Origin of the sequence: Mesobacillus jeotgali, from assembly GCF_002874535.1 — a bacterium.
Taxonomy (GTDB): domain Bacteria; phylum Bacillota; class Bacilli; order Bacillales; family Cytobacillaceae; genus Mesobacillus; species Mesobacillus jeotgali.
Map to the genome: position 1 here is coordinate 1,037,529 of NZ_CP025025.1, position 19,994 is coordinate 1,057,522.

At 43.3% G+C, this 19,994-nt stretch carries 17 protein-coding genes; 15 read left to right on the forward strand and 2 right to left on the reverse strand.

The genetic code is table 11. The features are described 5' to 3' along the window. Nucleotides 1–8 precede the first annotated feature (8 nt). From CD004_RS05075 to CD004_RS05115, 9 genes are all read left to right on the forward strand, one after another. Nucleotides 9–998, forward strand: a complete 990-nt coding sequence (locus tag CD004_RS05075; RefSeq protein ID WP_102261767.1) for a lipoate--protein ligase — start codon at nucleotides 9–11, stop codon at nucleotides 996–998. Between the two features lie 171 nt (nucleotides 999–1,169). Then, complete coding sequence (locus CD004_RS05080) at nucleotides 1,170–2,726, forward strand: fatty acid--CoA ligase family protein (RefSeq protein WP_102261768.1); 1,557 nt, start codon at nucleotides 1,170–1,172, stop codon at nucleotides 2,724–2,726. A gap of 94 nt (nucleotides 2,727–2,820) precedes the next feature. Beyond that, entirely contained in the window at nucleotides 2,821–3,606 is a 786-nt protein-coding gene (locus tag CD004_RS05085; RefSeq protein WP_407657678.1) for an enoyl-CoA hydratase-related protein, read from the forward strand. 343 nt (nucleotides 3,607–3,949) lie between these two features. Further along, the gene (locus CD004_RS05090) at nucleotides 3,950–4,675 is read left to right on the forward strand and encodes an AzlC family ABC transporter permease (RefSeq protein ID WP_102261770.1); all 726 of its coding nucleotides are present in this window, start codon (nucleotides 3,950–3,952) and stop codon (nucleotides 4,673–4,675) included. Further along, a complete protein-coding gene (locus tag CD004_RS05095) occupies nucleotides 4,668–4,973 on the forward strand; it encodes an AzlD domain-containing protein (protein WP_102261771.1) in 306 nt (101 codons plus the stop codon). The genes CD004_RS05090 and CD004_RS05095 overlap by 8 nt, the downstream gene beginning before the upstream one ends. Nucleotides 4,974–5,161: 188 nt before the next feature. Beyond that, on the forward strand, nucleotides 5,162–5,950 hold the full coding sequence (locus tag CD004_RS05100) for an ABC transporter ATP-binding protein (RefSeq protein WP_102261772.1): 789 nt from the start codon (nucleotides 5,162–5,164) through the stop codon (nucleotides 5,948–5,950). After that, the gene (locus CD004_RS05105; protein WP_102261773.1) at nucleotides 5,934–6,689 is read left to right on the forward strand and encodes an ABC transporter permease; all 756 of its coding nucleotides are present in this window, start codon (nucleotides 5,934–5,936) and stop codon (nucleotides 6,687–6,689) included. The genes CD004_RS05100 and CD004_RS05105 overlap by 17 nt, the downstream gene beginning before the upstream one ends. 178 nt (nucleotides 6,690–6,867) lie before the next feature. After that, on the forward strand, nucleotides 6,868–7,866 hold the full coding sequence (locus CD004_RS05110; RefSeq protein WP_102261774.1) for an aliphatic sulfonate ABC transporter substrate-binding protein: 999 nt from the start codon (nucleotides 6,868–6,870) through the stop codon (nucleotides 7,864–7,866). A 345-nt stretch (nucleotides 7,867–8,211) separates the two neighbouring features. Beyond that, the gene (locus CD004_RS05115) at nucleotides 8,212–9,498 is read left to right on the forward strand and encodes a M48 family metallopeptidase (protein WP_102261775.1); all 1,287 of its coding nucleotides are present in this window, start codon (nucleotides 8,212–8,214) and stop codon (nucleotides 9,496–9,498) included. Between the two features lie 180 nt (nucleotides 9,499–9,678). On the opposite strand, the gene CD004_RS05120 is transcribed toward CD004_RS05115, so the two are convergent. Then, complete coding sequence (locus tag CD004_RS05120) at nucleotides 9,679–9,915, reverse strand: IDEAL domain-containing protein (protein WP_102261776.1); 237 nt, start codon at nucleotides 9,913–9,915, stop codon at nucleotides 9,679–9,681. 190 nt (nucleotides 9,916–10,105) lie between these two features. Between CD004_RS05120 and CD004_RS05125 the strand changes: the two genes are divergently transcribed. Beyond that, a complete protein-coding gene (locus CD004_RS05125) occupies nucleotides 10,106–10,684 on the forward strand; it encodes a competence protein ComK (protein ID WP_102261777.1) in 579 nt (192 codons plus the stop codon). A 17-nt stretch (nucleotides 10,685–10,701) separates the two neighbouring features. On the opposite strand, the gene CD004_RS05130 is transcribed toward CD004_RS05125, so the two are convergent. Then, a complete protein-coding gene (locus CD004_RS05130) occupies nucleotides 10,702–11,094 on the reverse strand; it encodes a YhjD family protein (protein ID WP_102261778.1) in 393 nt (130 codons plus the stop codon). A gap of 249 nt (nucleotides 11,095–11,343) precedes the next feature. Here CD004_RS05130 and CD004_RS05135 point away from each other — a divergent pair, with 249 nt between their 5' ends. From CD004_RS05135 to CD004_RS05155, 5 genes are all read left to right on the forward strand, one after another. Continuing rightward, nucleotides 11,344–13,326: a S9 family peptidase gene (locus tag CD004_RS05135; protein ID WP_102261779.1), complete on the forward strand. Its 1,983-nt coding sequence runs from the start codon at nucleotides 11,344–11,346 to the stop codon at nucleotides 13,324–13,326. 1,043 nt (nucleotides 13,327–14,369) lie between these two features. Then, nucleotides 14,370–15,308, forward strand: a complete 939-nt coding sequence (locus tag CD004_RS05140) for an LCP family protein (RefSeq protein ID WP_102261780.1) — start codon at nucleotides 14,370–14,372, stop codon at nucleotides 15,306–15,308. A gap of 128 nt (nucleotides 15,309–15,436) precedes the next feature. After that, nucleotides 15,437–16,054: a TVP38/TMEM64 family protein gene (locus CD004_RS05145; protein WP_102261781.1), complete on the forward strand. Its 618-nt coding sequence runs from the start codon at nucleotides 15,437–15,439 to the stop codon at nucleotides 16,052–16,054. A 33-nt stretch (nucleotides 16,055–16,087) separates the two neighbouring features. After that, nucleotides 16,088–16,642, forward strand: a complete 555-nt coding sequence (gene lepB, locus CD004_RS05150) for a signal peptidase I (protein WP_102261782.1) — start codon at nucleotides 16,088–16,090, stop codon at nucleotides 16,640–16,642. 103 nt (nucleotides 16,643–16,745) lie between these two features. After that, on the forward strand, nucleotides 16,746–19,988 hold the full coding sequence (locus CD004_RS05155; protein WP_102261783.1) for an AfsR/SARP family transcriptional regulator: 3,243 nt from the start codon (nucleotides 16,746–16,748) through the stop codon (nucleotides 19,986–19,988). The last annotated feature ends 6 nt before the right edge of the window (nucleotides 19,989–19,994 follow it).

A 19,994-nucleotide genomic window follows, 5' to 3' on the forward strand; every position in this document is an offset into this window, starting at 1 on the left:
AATCAATCATGTTATTTATCGACAATAAAGGAATCACAGACCCCAGGATTAATCTGGCAATCGAAGAATATGCCTTGAAGAACCTGGACATCAACGAAACATACTTGCTATTTTATGTAAACGAGCCATCTATCATCATTGGCAAAAACCAGAACACGATTGAAGAGATCAATACGGAATATGTCGAGAAAAATGGCATTCATGTCGTCCGCCGATTATCAGGAGGCGGTGCTGTGTACCATGACCTTGGAAACTTGAATTTCAGCTTCATCACAAAGGACGACGGAGAAAGCTTCCATAATTTCAGGAAGTTTACCGAGCCAGTGGTGAATGCCTTAAGGAAACTGGGAGTCAATGCGGAATTGAGCGGCAGGAATGACCTTTTAGCAGAAGGAAGGAAGATATCCGGAAACGCTCAATTTTCCACAAGAGGGCGGATGTTCAGCCATGGTACCTTATTGTTTGATTCAGAAATCGAAAGTGTCGTTTCTGCTCTGAATGTAAAAAAAGACAAGATAGAATCTAAAGGAATTAAATCAATCCGCAGCCGAGTTGCGAATATCTCCGAGTTCCTCTCGGAAAAAGTGACAATTGAGAAATTCCGTTCGCTTCTATTAAAAAACATCTTTGAGGGACTGGATGATATTCCTGAGCATGTCTTAACAGAGCAGGACTGGGAAAAAATCCACGAGCTTTCAAAGGAAAGGTATCAGAACTGGGATTGGAATTATGGAAAGTCACCTAAATTCAACTTGCAGCATTCGCATAGATTCCCGGTGGGGCAAGTCGATGTCCGATTTGACGTCAACAAGGGAATCATCGAAAACTGTAAAATCTATGGAGATTTCTTCGGTGTAGGCGATGTCACCGAAATAGAGGACAAGCTGACCGGCATCAAATATGAGAAGTCCCAAATTGCTTTGGCTTTGGATGAAGTGGAGATTAATCATTATTTTGGAAATATTTCTAAAGAAGATTTCATTAATTTAATATATTAACTTCCTGAACGCGGTGTTGATGATACCGCGTTTTTAATTTACTAAAAGTAAAATTGTTAGAATTCCGACATATTTTCCTTGAATCCATAATTTTCTTTCAATATAATATATTTAGAAAACTTTTTAACAAAGTTTGGTGATTCTTGTCACCGTAAAGGGGGAAGGGAGTTAATGAATCTTTCATCACAGCTTCATCACACTGCCTCAATGCTGGGCGATAAGCCGGCATATTTTTTCATGGACAAAGCAAGCACATATGCAGAGCTTGATGCTACTGTAACGAAGTTTGCTTCTGGACTTGAGAAATTAGGGGTAAAAAAAGGCGATCATATCGCATTGTTGCTAGGAAACTCTCCACATTTTGTCATCGGTTTGTACGGAGCTCTTAGACTCGGTGCAACAGTCATTCCCATCAATCCAATTTACACAGCAGATGAAATCGGCTATATCTTGAATAACGGCGATGTAAAGCTTGTCGTCGGGCTGGATCTAATGTTGCCGCTCGCAGAAAAAATGCATCAGCATCTGCCAAAGGTCGAACACTTCGTGATTGCGGAGACAGGCCAGAGCCAGATGTCTGAAGAGGAAATGTCCAAGCTTTCTTTAGGTTCAAAATTGAAACCGTTTACACATGTTGTTGGTTCCGGAGATCTTGATTTCAAGGGCCCAGAGTTGAACGATGATGATGTAGCGATCATTCTTTATACGTCTGGGACAACAGGCAAGCCTAAAGGAGCCATGCTTACACACAAAAATCTTTATAGCAATGCAAAAGATGTAAGCGATTACCTTAAGATGAACGAAGATGACAAGGTAATCACCGCCTTGCCAATGTTCCATGTCTTCTGTTTGACAGTGGCCCTTAATGCGCCATTGATGAATGGGGGAACATTGTTGATTGTTCCTAGATTCAGCCCGGCTGAAGTATTCCGAATTGCCCGGAAATACGAGGCTACTGTATTTGCCGGGGTACCGACAATGTACAATTTCCTGTTCCAGTATCCAGAAGGAAATCCGGATGACCTAAAATCGCTTCGACTTTGTATTTCTGGCGGTGCTTCACTTCCAGTTGCGCTTCTTCAGAATTTTGAGCGTAAGTTCAATGTAATGGTCTCAGAAGGATACGGTTTGTCGGAGGCTGCACCAGTTACATGCTTCAATCCGCTTGACCGTCCACGCAAGGCAGGTTCAATTGGAACTTCAATCGTGAATGTGGAGAACAAGGTTGTCAATGAAATGGGAGATGAAGTAGCTCCAGGAGAAGTTGGCGAATTGATCGTCCGCGGTCCGAATGTTATGGCTGGCTATTATAAGATGCCGGAAGAAACAGCTGCTACAATCAAGGATGGCTGGTTATATACAGGAGATCTTGCCCGCATGGACGAAGAAGGTTATTTTTACATCGTTGACCGCAAAAAGGATTTGATTCTGGTCGGTGGATACAATGTATACCCTCGTGAAGTAGAAGAAGTGTTGTACAATCATTCAGACGTGGTTGAGGTTGCCGTTCTCGGTGTACCAGATCCGAATTTCGGCGAAGCAGTAAGATGCTATGTTGTCAGCAAAAATCCTGAACTGACCGAAGAGCAGCTGCTCGAGTATTGCAGCGAACACCTGGCGAAATACAAGGTGCCAAGCGCCATCGAGTTCCTCGAAGAACTTCCGAAAAACACAACCGGAAAGATTTTAAGAAGAGCGCTAAAAAATCAGGTTTTACAAGGACAATAATCCTAATGATGAGAGGCAGGCCCCCGTGCCTGCCTCTTTTTTCGCATTGGGAAGGAATTTTGTCTTTTTTAGTAGAATGTCAATGAAGAAGGAGATGATCAGTTTGGGAAACATCGATTTTCAATTAGAGGGACATACGGCAATTGTCACGCTGAATCGTCCGGACGCATTAAACGCTTTTAACTATGAAACACTCGGAGAATTACAGCAAATTATTGAAAAAATCAGATCGAACCGTGAAGCCAGGGGCGTCATTTTTACCGGAGCTGGTGAAAAGGCATTCAGTGTCGGAGCTGATTTAAAGGAGCGCCGTACTCTTTCTGACGAGGACGTAAAGCGGAACATTTATAAAATCGGCGAGGTCTTCACGATGGTTGACCAGCTTCCGCAGCCGACGATTGCCGCCATCAATGGATTTGCCTTCGGAGGAGGAATGGAGCTTGCCCTTGCCTGTGATTTCCGTGTTGCCGCTGCAGGAACACAGATGGGATTGACGGAAACAAGCCTGGCGATTATCCCGGGCGCAGGTGGCACACAGCGGCTGCCAAGATTGATCGGGCAAGCAAAAGCACTTGAGCTGATTTTGACAGCGCGCCGGCTGAAAGCTGAGGAAGCGCTTGAATATGGACTCGTCACAGCTGTCGTCAAAAAAGAAAGCTTGCTTGATGAATGCATAAAATTTGCTGACATGATGCTGGCGAACGGCCCAGTGGCCCTGCAGCAGGCAAAGTACGCCGTCAAGCAGGGGATGAACGCAGACTTGCAGACAGGATTGCAAATCGAGCGCAAAGCATACGAAGTCACAATCCCGACAGAAGACCGGCTCGAAGCGCTGGCAGCCTTCAGTGAGAAACGGAAGCCAAATTTTAAAGGAAATTAATTAAAACACGGCCGAGGCCGTGTTTTTTTGTTGATTTCAAGTTTTTTGTGGCAAAGCTCTAAGTTGAGGGATCGAAACTGTTGCAAAGCTTAATGATATCGACAGCTCTTTTCGGATATATCAGCGGATTTTTGAATATATCGACCACATTTTGTGATATTTCAGCGGATTTTTAAATATATCGACCAACCTGCTTCATTAGAAGCCTGCCATTCCAAATTTTCATCCAACTAATTATTTCGATAAAAGAAATACTTTTCCAAGGTGCTGGAAGTATGTATAATATATTTTAATTGATTAAAGGAATTTGATTTTTACATAGTGATAGAAAGGCGGGAAGCGAATGGAAAGCACTTTGGTTGTTAAGCCGGCAACAGATTTTAAAAGAGGGATTCAATCGGGCATCAGTATTGCGATAGGCTATATGCCGGTTGCGCTTACCTTTGGCCTGATTGCCAAGACAACTGGACTTGCACTAAGTGAGACCATCATGATGAGCATGCTGGTGTTTGCGGGAGCTGCACAATATATTTCATTAAGCCTCCTCGCCCAGGGTATCGGGATCTTTGAGGTCATTCTCACCACCTTTATCGTGAATATCCGCCATTTTCTCATGTCTGCGTCTTTGAATGAAAAAGCAGAAGAGGATACCGTGGGAGCGAGAATGGGCTATTCTTTCGGGATTACGGATGAGACATTTTCAGTCGCTGCGACACGCGAGGGTACAATAAATGCCCGCTATATGTTCGGGTTGAATCTTACTGCATACTCAAGTTGGGTCGTTTTTTCGGGGTTAGGCTTCATCATTGGGGCAGGATTGCCGCAGACCCTTCAGGAAAGTATGTCAGTAGCATTATATGCCATGTTTGTGGGATTACTAGTCCCTTCGATGAAAGGCAATGTAAAGGTTGTATACCTTGCCTTACTCGCAGCAGCGTTCAATTCGATTTTTACAATGGCTGAACTGATGTCCACAGGATGGGCCATCGTGCTGGCAACACTGCTATCAGCGATTCTCGTAGAGGCAGTAGAAACATTCAAGAAGGGCAGGGGAGAAACAGATGAGTAAAGAAATTGTCATCATGATCATTGGTATGGCCATCGTAACCTACATACCGAGGATGCTTCCATTTGTGATGTTCCGCGGAAAAGAACTGCCGCCATTCCTGCAAGGTGTTCTGAAAAATGTTCCTTATGCCACTCTCGGCGCGCTGATCTTCCCGGCAATCCTGTTTATCCAGGAAGATATATGGTATGGGCTCATTGGGGCTGCCGCAGCATTCATCGTTGCCTTTATGGGAGCGAACGTCATTGTTGTCGTAATTGGCTCCATCTCCGTTTTGACTTTATATTCCTATTTTTTCTAGACCTACGTCCATGCGGGTCTATTTTTTTTGATCAGTTAGCGGATTGACAGCTATAACAAGTCCTAACTACAAGCAAGCGGCCAGTTTCTAAAAATGAATGAAATATTGACAAGCTGAAAGAATACATTATAATTAACTTTATTAATTCCGACTAAACTAATAAGCTTTATGAGAATAGGGTGGTTAAATTGTTTATTGAAATCAGCAATGTACACAAACAATACGCGGACAAAAATAATCACCAGGTTGATATTCTAAAAGATATTAATCTCGAAGTGAATAAAGGTGAATTTGTATCAATTCTCGGTCCATCTGGCTGCGGTAAATCGACACTTCTCTCGATCGTGGCAGGACTGACTCCGGCAAGTAGCGGTGAAGTTATTGTCTCCGGCAAAAAAATAGATAAACCGGGAAAGGACAGGGGAATGGTATTCCAGCAGGCAGCACTGTTTCCGTGGCTGAACGTTCTCGAGAATGTTCTGTTTCCGCTTAAACAGGAAATGCCGAAGAAACAGGCTGAAGCCGAAGCGATGAAACAATTGCAAAAGGTTCAGCTTAGCAAATACCTATCCCACTATCCTCACGAGCTATCAGGAGGAATGCAGCAGCGGGTGGCGATTGCGAGGGCACTTGCGATGAACCCGGAAATCCTTTTGATGGATGAACCCTTCGGCGCACTTGACGAACAAACGCGCTCACGACTACATGAGCAGCTGGAGACGATCTGGTCAGAAACACAGAAAACGATCCTGTTCGTCACCCACAGTATCTCTGAATCCATTAAACTATCAGACCGGATCATTGTAATGGGAACGAAGCCAGGAGTGATTCTTAAGGATATTAAAGTGGATATTCCAAGGCCCCGCCATGATCATAAAAAAGAGATGGTGGAACTTGAAGAATATATTATGAGTTATCTGAAGAAGGAGATCGACAAAGTCATCAGGGAGGAGCTTGCAGATGAATCCACACATTAAGAGAATCATATTTTTCGCAGCAGTGATTGCATTCTGGTACGCAGGAAGCAAGCTGGAATGGTGGATGCCAATCATCCTTCCCTCACCTGAAAAAGTCCTGGAGGCACTGATCACAGGCTTCGAGGACAAAACATTGATCTACGACCTGATTGCAAGCTTCAAACGGCTCGCCATTGGTCTTGGCCTTTCCCTTGTAATTGGAACAGGACTTGGCGTCTTGCTTGCTAAGTCAAAAACGGCGGATGAAACACTTGGAACTGTCGTCCTCGCGTTTCAAAGTGTACCGAGCATTGTTTGGCTCCCGCTTGCAATCATGTGGTTCGGTATGAATGAGAAAGCTGTTATTTTCGTGGTGGTTCTCGGAGGAACATTTGTGATGACACTTAATATCAGAGTGGGCATTAAAAATGTTTCACCATTATTTATAAAAGCTGCAAAAACGATGGGAGTGACCGGCTGGAATTTATATAAAAGAGTGATTTTTCCGGCAGCGATCCCTTACGTGGTAACAGGGTCAAGATTGGCATGGGCATTTGCCTGGAGGGCGCTGATGGCTGGGGAACTTTTAAGCACAGGGCCTGGACTTGGGTATACGCTTCGCTACGCCTCGGATTTCGGCAACATGGGGCTCGTCATTGGCGTCATGATCATAATTGGTGTCATTGGAACAATCGTAGATCAGCTTATCTTCCAGCGCATCGAAAAATCGGTGCTCAATCGCTGGGGACTTGATTCATAAAGGTTCTTTTCTCAAACTTTGTAGCTATTGACTACACAATAAGACTGAATTACCTAATTTTCTTCAAAAAATTAACGATTATGAGAATAGAGCTTGCAAACTTGGTACCGACATACAAAATGGCTTTTAACAACAATCTTTACGAAAACAGACTTCATAAAAATAAGGAGGAATAGATATGAAAAAAGCAATATTACTTTTAACATTCTTGTTTACGGCCGCGATGGTACTCGCTGGTTGCGGTTCAAGCAATTCAACGTCAACATCAGCAGGCAAGGAAAAAATCGTCATCGGTTACTTCCCGAACATCAACCACGTACCTGCGATGGTGGCAAAAAATAAGGGATTTTTTGAGCAGCAGCTTGGCGATGGAACAACAATCGAGTATAAGACTTTTGCAGAAGGCGGCTCATTCATGACTGCACTGAAAACGGGTGAAATCGATGCAGGCCTAGTTGGACCGGGTCCGGCGATGAACAATTACTCAACAGGCGCAGACGTGAAAATCATTGCTGGTGCATCAACTGGCGGCACAGTTGTTTTGGCAAGAAAAGGTGTCGAGATTAATTCAGTCGAAGACTTCGCTGGCAAGACATTCATCACTCCAGGAGTTGGCTGCACACACGACGTTCAATATGAAACGTACCTTGAAGAACAGGGAATCACATCACAGCGAATCGGCGGAACAATGAAACACCTTACTGGCCAGCCGGCACAATACGCCGCAATGCTTAAGGCAGGCAAGGTCGACATCGTTGTAGCACCTGAACCATGGGCAGCGGTAATTGAAAAAGAAACAGGAGCTGAAGTCGTCATCGGCTGGGATGAAGTATCCTTCGGCGAAACGCTTCCTGCATCCGTAATGGTCACTTCCGGAAAAATGATCGAGGAAAAGCCAGAAACTGTCCAAAAGATTATTGACGCACACAAAGATGCTGTGAAATTCATTAATGAAAACCCAGCTGAAGCACAGGAAATTACGATTAAAGACATTAAAGAAACAACAGGGCAAGAGCTTGAAAAAGATGTAGTCGAGCTGGCATGGGAACGAATTGGCTTTACACATGAAGTCGATGCACAGGCAATCCAGGACTTCTCGGATTCATCTTACGCATTGAAGTTCCTTAAGGATAAGCCAGACTTCAAAACACTGATTGACGATAGTTTTCTAAATTAAAGATAATGGGTACCAGGAGTTAGTTTTCCTGGTATCTTTTTTGTTGTAGATAGTAAATAGTGGTGATGATACTCAGATTACACAATAAGAAGCATAATGTCCCCTTAGCAGCGCCTAAAGCCAGTTAAAGGTCACATAAAAGGGTATAATGTGCCCTTAGCAGCGCCGAAACTTAGTTAAAGGTCACATAAAAAGGTTTAATGTGCCCATAGGGTAAGCGAAATACAAATAAAGGTTACATGGTCGTGCTTAGCATTTTCCCCTTCCCTCAATAACTTGTTCTATTTTTGGGACAAAGGATTAAAATAGTTATAGACATGGTTGTACGTAAAAGGGGGAGAAGCTATGGCGAGAAAGATGGGTTTTTATGGTGTGATCGCCTATGTGCTCTATGGTTTCGCGGTTTACTGGTATTTATTTTACTTTGCAGATAGTAATCTTCCATTTGAGTTCGAAGGTTCGAGGGCGGACCCGGCAACATTTTTGAACGGAAGGGAATTAATGCTGAGCGAGGAATACTCAAAAGTTAGAAACTTATTGTTCTTCTTGTCGACACCTTTTGAATGGCTTTTTTACTTTTTGATTTTGCTCCTGGGACTTTCAAAAGCTTTTAAGAAATGGGGAGAAGAGACGGCGAAGAATAAGTATGGCCAAACAGCGATTTATTTGATTTGGCTCTCATTTTTTGCTTATATCGCGACCTTCCCTCTAAGTTACATCAGTTATACGCTATCTAAGACTTATAATATATCCACACAGTCATTTGCCTCGTGGATGAAGGATGAATTGATTGATTTCTGGATCAATTATGCGATGATGTTCGTCATTGTCGTTGTCCTTTACTGGCTGATGAACAAGTTTAAAAGGTTCTGGTGGCTGTTTGCATGGCTGCTTTCTGTACCGTTCACATTGTTTATCATGTTCTTGCAGCCGGTTGTGATTGACCCGCTGTACAATGATTTTTCTCCTTTGAAAAATAAAGAGCTGGAGTCAAAAATCCTTGATATTGCGGGGCAGGCTAAAATCCCAGCTGATCATGTATTTGAAGTGGATATGGCTGAAAAGACAAACGCTCTTAATGCCTATGTTACGGGAATTGGCTCCAATTCGAGGATTGTGCTCTGGGATACGACTCTGAACAGGTTGAATGATGACCAAATCCTGTTCATCATGGCCCATGAAATGGCTCATTATGTTGAGAAGCATTTATATATCGGGATTGCCGGCTACCTGTTCCTTTCCTTGTTCGGTCTTTACTTTGTCTCAAGACTGATGAACTGGGCGATCAAGCGATGGGGCAAGGAATTCAAGTTGCAGCACCCTGGTGACTTGAGGTCGCTTCCGTTGTTCCTGATGTTCCTTTCGATGATCATGTTTGCCGCAAGCCCGGTTTCCAATCTTGTGTCACGCTACCAGGAAACAAGGGCTGACCGGTACGCTATTGAGATGACTGAAAATACCGATGCGGCGATTTCTGCTTTCCAGGAATTGACCAAGGCCGGACTAAGCCAGGTAAATCCACCATGGTTGGTGAAAATTTTCCGTTATGGACATCCGACGATGCTGGAACGAATTTCACGACTCGAAGATTATGAAGTTGAAAAGAGGAATGAACAGGAAGATGAATATTAAGCAGGAAAAGCCCTCAGCAATGAGGGCTTTTCTTTTTTTTCTGCTCACGATTTGCACTTAGTTGCTATAACATTTGTCCCATACAAACTCGCCTTCTGGTAAAAATCATTTGAAATCAAATCGAAAGCTGTCTTTATTTCGAAATAATAAAATATCCCCTATATAGGGGATATCACTCATCTAAGTGCCGAATTGTTTGTTGAGATCCTTCAGTTCCTCCGTCAAAGTTAAAAATAGAATTTTATCGCGGTCATCGATCGCTTTATCAATTTTTGACATCAGTTTTTCTTTTTTAGTATTCAGCTGTATTTCAGAAATAAGCATGTCAACATACAGGTCCAGAACAAAAGATTCCTTGGCTTTAATGCGTTTCATCACACTGGCCTTCATGACTTCAGAATACGATTTTTCTTTCACTGACCTCACCTCTTAGACCTTTTTTATATTATATGGATTATCGAAAAGATAATCAACTAAATTTTTATAATTTTTAGAAAATTTATATTGTGACATTAATTGTGGCTAAAAATAGAACTTTTTCTGTAAGTAAAGAAAATTTCAACACTTATGGTAAAATAGGGTATAAGGTATTTTAGGAGGTGAAGGAATGACAGAAAACACAAGGAACTTAGTAGAAGAGTACGAAATAAATCCTTTTACCATGATAATTATTCCTGAAGAATACGGCAGCAGGATTTACTCGAGGGTGATCGAGCTGGAGGAGGAGTATTTATCCCCATTCAGACCAATAGATATTATCAAGAAAAGCTGCAAGTATTTCGGAAGCAGCTACGAAGGCAGGAAAGAAGGAACGAAACAGCTTACCGGGATCACCCATAAAACCCCCATCATTGTCGACCCTATAAGCTCCATATATTTCATGCCTACAAGCTCGCCTACAAAACCGGACTGCATATGGGTTTCACATGAGCATGTTTTATTCCATAAGAAGGTGGACGCCCACAGTACACAGGTTACCTTCAGGAATAAGAAATCCATGATTCTGCCAGTATCCCATCATTCATTTGAAAACCAACTGCTAAGGACATCCATGCTGCGCACCAAATTCATGCAGCGGATGAAAGAAACCGAACGAAAAGCCCTATACCTTCTTCATGGTCCAAGGTTCAATGACTCACAAGGATATCCTCATGCCAGTCTCGTCAGTGAGGTATATAAAGACTAAAAAAGGAATCCGGTTTTTCAACCGGATTCTTTTTCAATTGCTGCAGTTACTGTTTTAAAGCGCTTGAATAGGTAGTGGACCATCAATTCCTGGACTTTGTTGCGGATACGGGGATTGAAGTAGTTATGGTGTTCTTCGTAGCCTTTGTAGATAAAGAGGAACATGGTGAAGGCATCATCCCGTTTTACTTCTTCAACCTTTAGGTTATTTTTTTTGAGGTAGCTTTTCACAATGGCGAGTTCTTTCTGGACTGCTTTCATTGTTTCTTCAATTAGTTCCAAATAAGGCTTCTTCAGTTTAAATGGACTATTTTCAACGACAGAAAGATCCCGATTGAGCACGACTAGTACCATCGGCAAATAGATGGCCTGCTCCATAATATCGCGGTCTTTTTCAGGAATCCTTGTCATTTTGCTCTGTCCCTTCAAAATATAATAAGAACATCTGTTCGTAATTATCGTACTGGATTTTGAGCAGGATTTCAAGAGGGTAAAAAAAATTCTGCTCCCCACTATCATCTTCTCCAAAATAAAAAGAAACTAGCAGTGCTCGTGGGTGATTGGCTTTTTTGGAAAAAGAATGAAGGAAAAGCAGGAGATTTATTTCTGTTATCGAAATAATAAAGTGAACAATTTAACTTTGGAAGGATGGCTCCCGCGATGGATAAAAAATTTATTAAAGCAGAGGATTTATTTGAATTAAAGTCAGTTACTGACCCTCATTTCTCACCTGATGGAAAGAAGTGTGTGTTTGTCCAGACAGAGATGCTGGAGAAAAAGAATGACTATGCCTCGAATTTATACATAATTGACATTGAAGAAGGCGGAGAGCCGAAGCAATGGACATACGGTGAAGATCGCAATCATTCCCCAAGATGGTCACCGGATGGAACGAAGCTGGCTTTCGTTTCAAACCGCAGTGGCAAGAACCAGATATTTGTAATGGATGCTGCTGGTGGGGAAGCAAGGCAGGCTACTGATTTCAAGAATGGTGTGAATGGCCCCGTTTGGTCTCCGGATGGGGAAAGAATCGCCTGCTCTGTATCCTTGAAGCCGGATGAAGATTTGCTTGAAAAAGCGGAAGAGAAGAAGGATGACAAGAAACTGGAACCGTTCGTAGCCGAAGAAATGAAGTATAAATCAGATGCAGCTGGTTTCTGGGACGGTAAGTATAGACAGACTGTCATTGTGAATCTTGCAGATGGCAAGGCAGAAGTAGTCGCGAAAGGCGAAGTGGACTACCATCTGCAGTGCTGGTCTCCTGATGGCAAAAGTCTTGTATTGTCGGCTGATGAGTCACCTGAACGCGATTTCTCGTTCAAAAGTGATTTATGGCTGATGGATATCGAGACAGGGAACAAAACGAAGCTCACAAACGGAACTGGCTATTTTGGGAATGCTGAATTCTCACCTGATGGAAAATACCTTGGCTATACGGGGCATGAAAGAGAGTTTGAAAATGCAACGTTAACCCAGGTTATGATTCAGGAGCTCGAGACTGGAAACATCCAATGCGTCACAGAAAATATGGATATCCTTGTTGGAGACGCCGTTGCCGCAGACTTCCATCAGGGAGCGCACAGTCCTGGGTTGATTTGGGGAGAAAATAGTGATAGCTTCTATTTCCTTGCGAGTGACCAGGGCAATACTGTTTTATATTTTGCAAACCTTGCTGGCGAAGTGTATCCTGCACTTCTTGACCAGCAGCATGTGTATGGATACACATTGGACCGCAAAAACCAGAGGATTATAGCAGCCATAAGCAATCCAGTACTCCCAGGGGAATTGTTCCAGCTTGAAGTGACTACTGGTGAAATGAAACAGCTGACCTCCGTGAATGAAAAGGTCTTGGAGTCGGTCACTTTATCGCGGCCTGAACAAATTACTTTCGAGGCCAGTGACGGCACACCATTGAATGGCTGGATCATGAAGCCTGCGGGATATGAACAAGGTAAGAAATATCCGCTGATTCTTGAAATCCACGGAGGACCGCACGCCATGTATGCGAACTCGTATTTCAATGAATTCCAGGTTCTGGCGGCTGAAGGATATGGAGTCCTCTACATCAATCCACGCGGCAGCCATGGCTACGGGCAGCAATTCGTCAATGCCGTGCGCGGGGATTATGGCGGAGGAGACTACCAGGATGTGATGGACGCTGTTGATTACGCGCTGGAAAATTTCGATTTTATCGACAAGGATCGATTGGGAGTAACCGGCGGCAGCTATGGCGGTTTCATGACAAACTGGATTGTCGGACATACGGACAGGTTCAAGGCAGCCGTCACACAGCGTTCGATTTCAAACTGGATCAGTTTTTATGGTGTCAGCGATATCGGATATTATTTTACAGAGTGGCAGATTCAGGCTGACCTCAGCAATCTGGAAACATTATGGAAGCATTCTCCTATCGCCTATGTGGATGAAATCAACACACCATTACTGATTCTTCATAGCGAAAAGGACTATCGCTGCCCAATCGAACAGGCTGAACAGCTATTTATCGCCTTGAAGAGACAGGGAAAGAAAACGAAATTCATCCGCTTCCCAGAGTCCAACCACGAGCTTTCAAGAAGCGGAAAACCTAATCTCCGCCTAAGCCGATTGGCATCGATCGTAGACTGGTTCAATAGCTACCTGTAAAATCAATAGAACATTCAATCCGCGGCAAATGCTCCTAAACCGTTCCGTTTTGAGGTGCATATGGCGAAAATGGCACAGTAAATGGCGTGGAAGTTGTCCACGCCATTTTTCCTATTGTGCCAGCATTTATAAGCCATTTCATTACAAATCAATACCTGCAAAATGATTTTAAATGCCATTGACAATGTTTGTTGTACAAGGAATAATGACGGTCATTTACACTGTCAAGTTTATGGAAGTTCGGAAGTCAATTTAAGGGTTCCATGCTACGAACATTACATTCAAGTATAGCCAGTTTAACGATGAACATGGAATTTTACTTTATTTTTTTCTTCAACGAACGGAGCAGTTTAGCGGAAGATTGATTTTTTCTAAAACAAGGGAAGACTTAAACTTAATTGAGTAACAAACAATCCTAGAAATAAGCGGAGAATATCCGGTTAAACTGTAGAGTATAGCTCGGTAAGGGGTAAATAAGCGGAGGTTTTCCGGTTAAGCAAGTGCGAATGCCAATTTTTTATGTTTTTCAAGTAAATAGGCGGAAATCTTCCGTCTATTTAAGCTGTTTTCCATGCCATTTTCTAAATAAGGGAAGTTTCTCCGCTTATTTATCGCCCGTGGTAATCCCTTTACCAGGGACCGTTCTTTTATGGTGTGGAATAAACGGGTGCTTTGTTGAATAAGAACCATTATATTTGGGATCCGAAAATACATTAAATTAGAAAAATGGCGTGTCAAAACTGATGTCAGTTTACACGCCATTTTTATTGTCATTTAAAAGATATGCACCCTAAAACAGAACGGTTTAAAATGCTCTCGCCGCGGGTTTATTTTTGAAAAATTCTCCAGATACGTTTAAGGTTATAGGTAAAGAAGGAAAATAGTAATAAAGTATCCGCATGACTGTTGCTTTCGAATCAATAATGTCTGTGAAAGGCAATAATCTGTCATGAATTAAAACATTGAAAAAGCAGCAAGTTAACGGAAAGTACTTAATAAACTCGATGTTTTATCAATATCTATAAATCGGAAGGATTTTTCGAATGAGATATGAAAGGCACCAACATAAGAGAAGAAAAAGAATCAGATGGTCCAGCATTTTTCTGCTGCTATTCCTGCTGGTCGGAGCGGTTGCGCTGTATTCCTATATGCAGTACCGTTCTGGCGTGAATGATTCGGAAAAAGCGACAGAGCAAAACAACAAGCAGGAATACCAATTTAATGGCGAGAGTGACCAAAATGGCCTCACGAATATCCTGCTGATCGGCAGTGACGCGAGAGCAAAAGAAACTTCGCGTTCAGATACAATCATGATCGCCAGCTATAATCCAGATACTGAGTCTTATAAATTGACCTCGATCATGAGGGATACGTATGTGGAGATTCCGGGACACGGGATGAATAAAATCAATGCTGCGTTTGCGCTTGGCGGACCGGAACTATTGAGGCAGACAATAAAGGAAAACTTTGATGTAAGCCTTCAATATTATTCAATCGTTGATTTTGAAGGGTTTGTCCGTTTAATTGATGAAGCATTCCCAGAAGGTGTAGAAGTTAATGTTGAAAAGAAAATGTCAGAGGGAATTGGCGTCACCCTGGAACCAGGTGTGCAAAGACTGGATGGAAAACATCTGCTTGGATATGTCCGGTTCCGGCAGGATGCAGTAGGTGATTTTGGCCGTGTAGAACGCCAGCAAAACGTCATAAAAGAAGTCGGCAAGCAGTTCGCCAGCATCCAGACACTGCCGAAGCTCCCAAAATTGGTTGGAGTCGTTACGCCGTTTATTAATACCAATATGGATACAGGCGATATCTTATTTATGGGAAAAGGGCTGATCTCAAAGGATAATCGGAATATCGAAACAATGAGGATACCGGTTGAAGGATCATTCGAGAACCAGAGGGTGAGTGGTGCAGGAGCAGTACTTGCGATAGATTTTGAAGAAAATAGAACCGCGCTGCAGAATTTTTTAACTAAATAGATAGCTTGTTAAAAATTACCCAAATTAAGAATTAGAGGTGTACAATTATCTCTAAGAGGTAAATAGGATAAGGTAATCAGAACTCAGTGGAATTCTGATTACCGAGTGTTTTGGACAAGGAGATATCAATGGATGTTGAATTATTGAAAGAATGGTTTACAATCGAAAACATTATGGATTTGCTCAACCAATACCGATCGTTTGGGCCAATTCCGGGAATTTTGCTGCCAATGCTGGAAGCTTTTTTGCCGTTCCTGCCATTGTTCTTATTCGTTATGGCGAATGCGAACGCGTTTGGGCTATGGCTTGGGTTTCTCTTTTCCTGGACGGGAGCAGTTCTCGGTGCATTGCTCGTTTTCTTGATTTTTCGCAGGTACGGTCAGGGTCGGATTCTAAGGTTTTTGCAGCGCCATCCTAAAGTCCAGAAGGGGATGAACTGGATAGAACGCCATGGTTTTGGCCCGATATTCCTGATGTTGTGCTTCCCTTTCACTCCGTCTGCCCTCGTCAATATTGTAGCAGGGCTTTCAAAAATCAGCATGGCACAGTATATGCTTGCAGTGATAACGGGGAAAATGGTGATGATTTTTACAATCAGCTTTGTAGGTTATGATATTCGTTCTCTAATCACTAATCCTGCGCGAACTGCTATCGTCCTGGCAGTAATTGCTATCTTGTGGTATATCGGCAAAAGAATTGAAGTAAAAATGAATATGAGTGTTGGAAAAGACGATAAAGACAGATAGAGGAAACAGGATAACAGGTGGTGAAGGAAGTCGATGAAAGAAATCGTGAAAAGGGAAGGTCTCGAATGGATCAAGGCTTTTGCTCTCGGAATGATCATTTTTATCTTTATCAGGATTTTCTTTTTTTCCAATTATATTGTTGAAGGAGAATCAATGCTTCCTACACTGGAAGATGGGAATAAAGTCGTTGTCAATAAGCTGGGATACGAAACAAAAGATCTCGAAAGGTTTGACGTGATCGTATTCCATGCGAATGATGAGGAAGACTTTGTGAAACGCGTCATCGGCCTGCCAGGCGATAAAGTTGAATATCGTGAGGATATGTTATTCATCAATGGCGAACAAGTGAAGGAGCCTTTTTTGAAGCATTACCGCGAGCAATCACCCGTCGGCTATTTGACAGGCGACTTTACCCTTGAGGATTTGACCGGGGTTGAAAGAGTACCGGAAGGACAATTGTTCGTCCTTGGCGATAACCGTCTTGGCAGCTGGGACAGCAGGCAGTTTGGGTTCATATCGGAAGAGCAGGTCGTCGGCAAAGTGAATCTAAGGTATTGGCCGCTCGAGGAAGTGGATGTATCTTTCTAACTATACATATAGAGAAGTGAAAAGACTCGTCAATTTTCGAGTCTTTTTTTAATTCGTTTATGTTAGACTAGCATCATTATAATGAAAACAGGGCGGAGATTATATGCAGGGAACATTGCCATTGATCAAAACAAAATTAATTGTTCCTGGTTTACAGGATCAATGGATCAGACGGGCCAAATTATCGAGAAAAATGAAAGCGATTACCGAAAAGCCGCTTACCATCATCCAGGCAGGTGCCGGTTATGGAAAAAGCACGGCTCTGGCATTGCATGTCAAGGATCATAACCAGTCATGCTGCTGGTATACAATCACTTCTTCGGATGACGATATTCTTCCGTTTCTATCCTATTTGACAGCCTCGATTCAAACCTTGTTCCCAGATTTTGGCCATGAGTTAATCACTTATATGAAAAAAATGGACCGTTATATAAGAGAAGAGGAACTCAGCATGCTCTCTTCACTTTTCATCAATGAAACTCTCCAGATACCTGAGGAAATCATTGTCATCCTTGATGACTTCCACGCAATAGAGCATTCCTATCATATCAATGTCTGGTTGGAAAAACTGCTTGAGCATATGCCGGGACATCTACATCTTGTCATCTCGACGAGGACGAAGCCCGGTTGGAAAGTCCTTGCCAAGTTGAAGGCAAGGAATGAATTGAATGAGATTTCGAAGACAGATTTGACTTTTGGAAAAGAAGAAATCGAGCTGCTCCTTTCTGATTTTTACCAGATTGCTATTAGTGACGACCAAATTGACCAGTTGTACAACATTACGGAAGGCTGGGTCATAGCAATTGGAATGATCGCCCAGCAGCTGCCTCACCTTCAAAGTCTAGATGAGCTTCTGGCAGAGCCGGCAAAGTCGCTTGAGGATCTGTTTCAATATCTGGTGTATGAAGTGTTTTCGAAGCAGCCTCCAATGATCCAGCAATTCCTAGAACAGACAAGCATCTTTGAAGAACTAAGTACGGATGTATGCGACCACATCCTCGGCGTGAACGGTTCCATCCAGATGCTGGAGCAGCTGACTGCGAAAAACCTGTTCATCCAGCAGATTGGCGGCAGCCAGTTCAGGTATCACGCTCTTTTTCGCGAATTTCTCGAGAACAGGCTGATCACTAGCCAGCCTGGTCAATACAGAGTATTAATGATGAACAGTGCCCATTATTTTGAAAAAAAAGGGCAGTGGGAAGAGGCATTATACTGTTATGAGAAAATTGGCCATTACAGCGCTGCTGCTGCAATTATGGATGAACAGGGGATGGAGCTTCTCGAAATGGGCAAGCTTGAGAATTTGCAGGAGCGGCTAGCGAGGATCCCGCTGGAAGACAAAAGCCGCTATTGTTCTCTTTTATTTCTTGAAGGAGAAGTGTACCGCTACCGCTCATTGTACAATCAAGCGGAAACATGCTATGAGCAGGCGATTCAGACAGCTGACAGAATAGGAAATGCGGAATGGAAAAGCAAGGCTCTTGAGGGCAAGGCGAAAATTTACCTTGATACAATACAGCCGCTAAAAGCTGAACGAATTTTAGCTCAAGCTATAGAACTAAGGGAAGCGGCGATGCTTGATGGTGCTGCCGAGGAAACGGGAAGGCTGTATCGCCTTCTTGCTGAAAACCTGATTAATTCCGGACAGGCATTGAAGGCGGAAAAATGGATTGAACGGGCAAGGGCGATGGGTGTCCACATTGAGGATGGAAACCTGGAGGCCCGGTTATATTTGAGGACTGGCCGATTTCAAGAAGCGAGAAGGATTTTAACGGATGCCAAAGCAGTAGGATATCTGGATGATAAGCTGCATTTGCCCCAATCACATAGGGAAACGGATTTGCTGCTGGCTTTGATTGAAGCTTTTACAGGAAATGGCATGCAGGCAAAGGCATTGTCACAATCAGGAATCCAGCATGGCATCGATATCCAGGCTCCATTTGTGGAGGCATGCGGATGGATCAGGATGGGGCATGCCGTTCAACTCATTGAACAGTACGATTTGACTCTGGCTGAAAAATGCTATGAAACGGCACTTGATATCATGGGACGCCTGAGCATCGAACGAGGGAAGGCAGAACCGCTGATGGGCTTGTGCATTCTTTACGGTTCAAGGCGTGAATATGAGCGGGCTGCTGAGGCTGGACGAAAGGCTCTGCTTGAAACAGAACAGGTGAAGGATGTCTGGCTATCGGCACTCATTACTCTTTGCCTGGCCATTGCGTCAATCTATAACGACAGGCACGAGGAGGCAGGCGAGAACCTGCGGAAAGCAGAGGGTCTGATCAGTCAGTGTGGCGATGAATATGGGAGGCTGCTGCTTGCGTTTTGGAAGTCCTACTATTATTACTCATTAAATGACGGTCAGGAGTTCAAAGCAGCATTTTCAAGCTTTTTAAAAAGGCTGAAGACAGGCGGATATGAATTCTTCCTGAAAAAGCGCACGACATTTGGTCCTCGGGACTTGCAGGTTTTCGCACCGATGCTCATTCAAGCAGTAAAGCAATCAATTATGCCCGGCTATGCTGAGAAGCTGCTGGAGGATTTGAAAATCCCGCGTCTGAATGCCCACCCTGGCTATACATTAAGGATCCAAACGCTTGGGCAATTCAGGCTTTGGCTAGGGAACAGGGAAGTGGAGGACAGGGATTGGCAGAGGGGAAAGGCAAAAGAGCTGTTCCAGCTTTTCATGACAAAGAGGAATCAGTTCCTGATGAAGGAGGATATTTTCCAGATTCTCTGGCCTGTCCATGAGGAAAAGAGTGCAGACAGGGATTTTAAAGTTGCTCTGAATGCTTTGAATAACGTACTGGAGCCTGCCCGCAAAGCGAGATCCGCCCCGTTTTTTATAATCAGGGAGGGAACAGGCTACGGAATTAACCCCCAGGCAGCCATTGAGCTGGATTCGCGAATTTTTGAGGAATGGGCAGAAGCCGGCCTTGAAGAGAAGAATACGGAAAAATCAATGGAAGAACTAGAGCGTGCCTTGAATTTATATAATGGGGATTATCTTCCTGAACGTCGGTATGAGGACTGGTGCCTCAATGAGCGAGAACGGCTGCTTGTTTACTTTTTGCGCAGTGCGGAGAAGCTGGCGCAGCTGAATGTAAGGCGTGAAAACTATGATTCTGCCATTCATTGGTGTCAAAAAATCCTCCACAGGGACAGAACATGGGAGGAAGCCTATCGACTGCTGATGTTTTGCTATTATCGCAAGAACAATCGCCCGCAGGCAATCCGATGGTATAAAAAATGCAGTGAAGTATTGGAAGAGGAACTGGGAGTTACTCCGCTGGAACCAACCCGACATATGTATGAAATGATTATTGAAGGTAATAATCAATAGACTAAC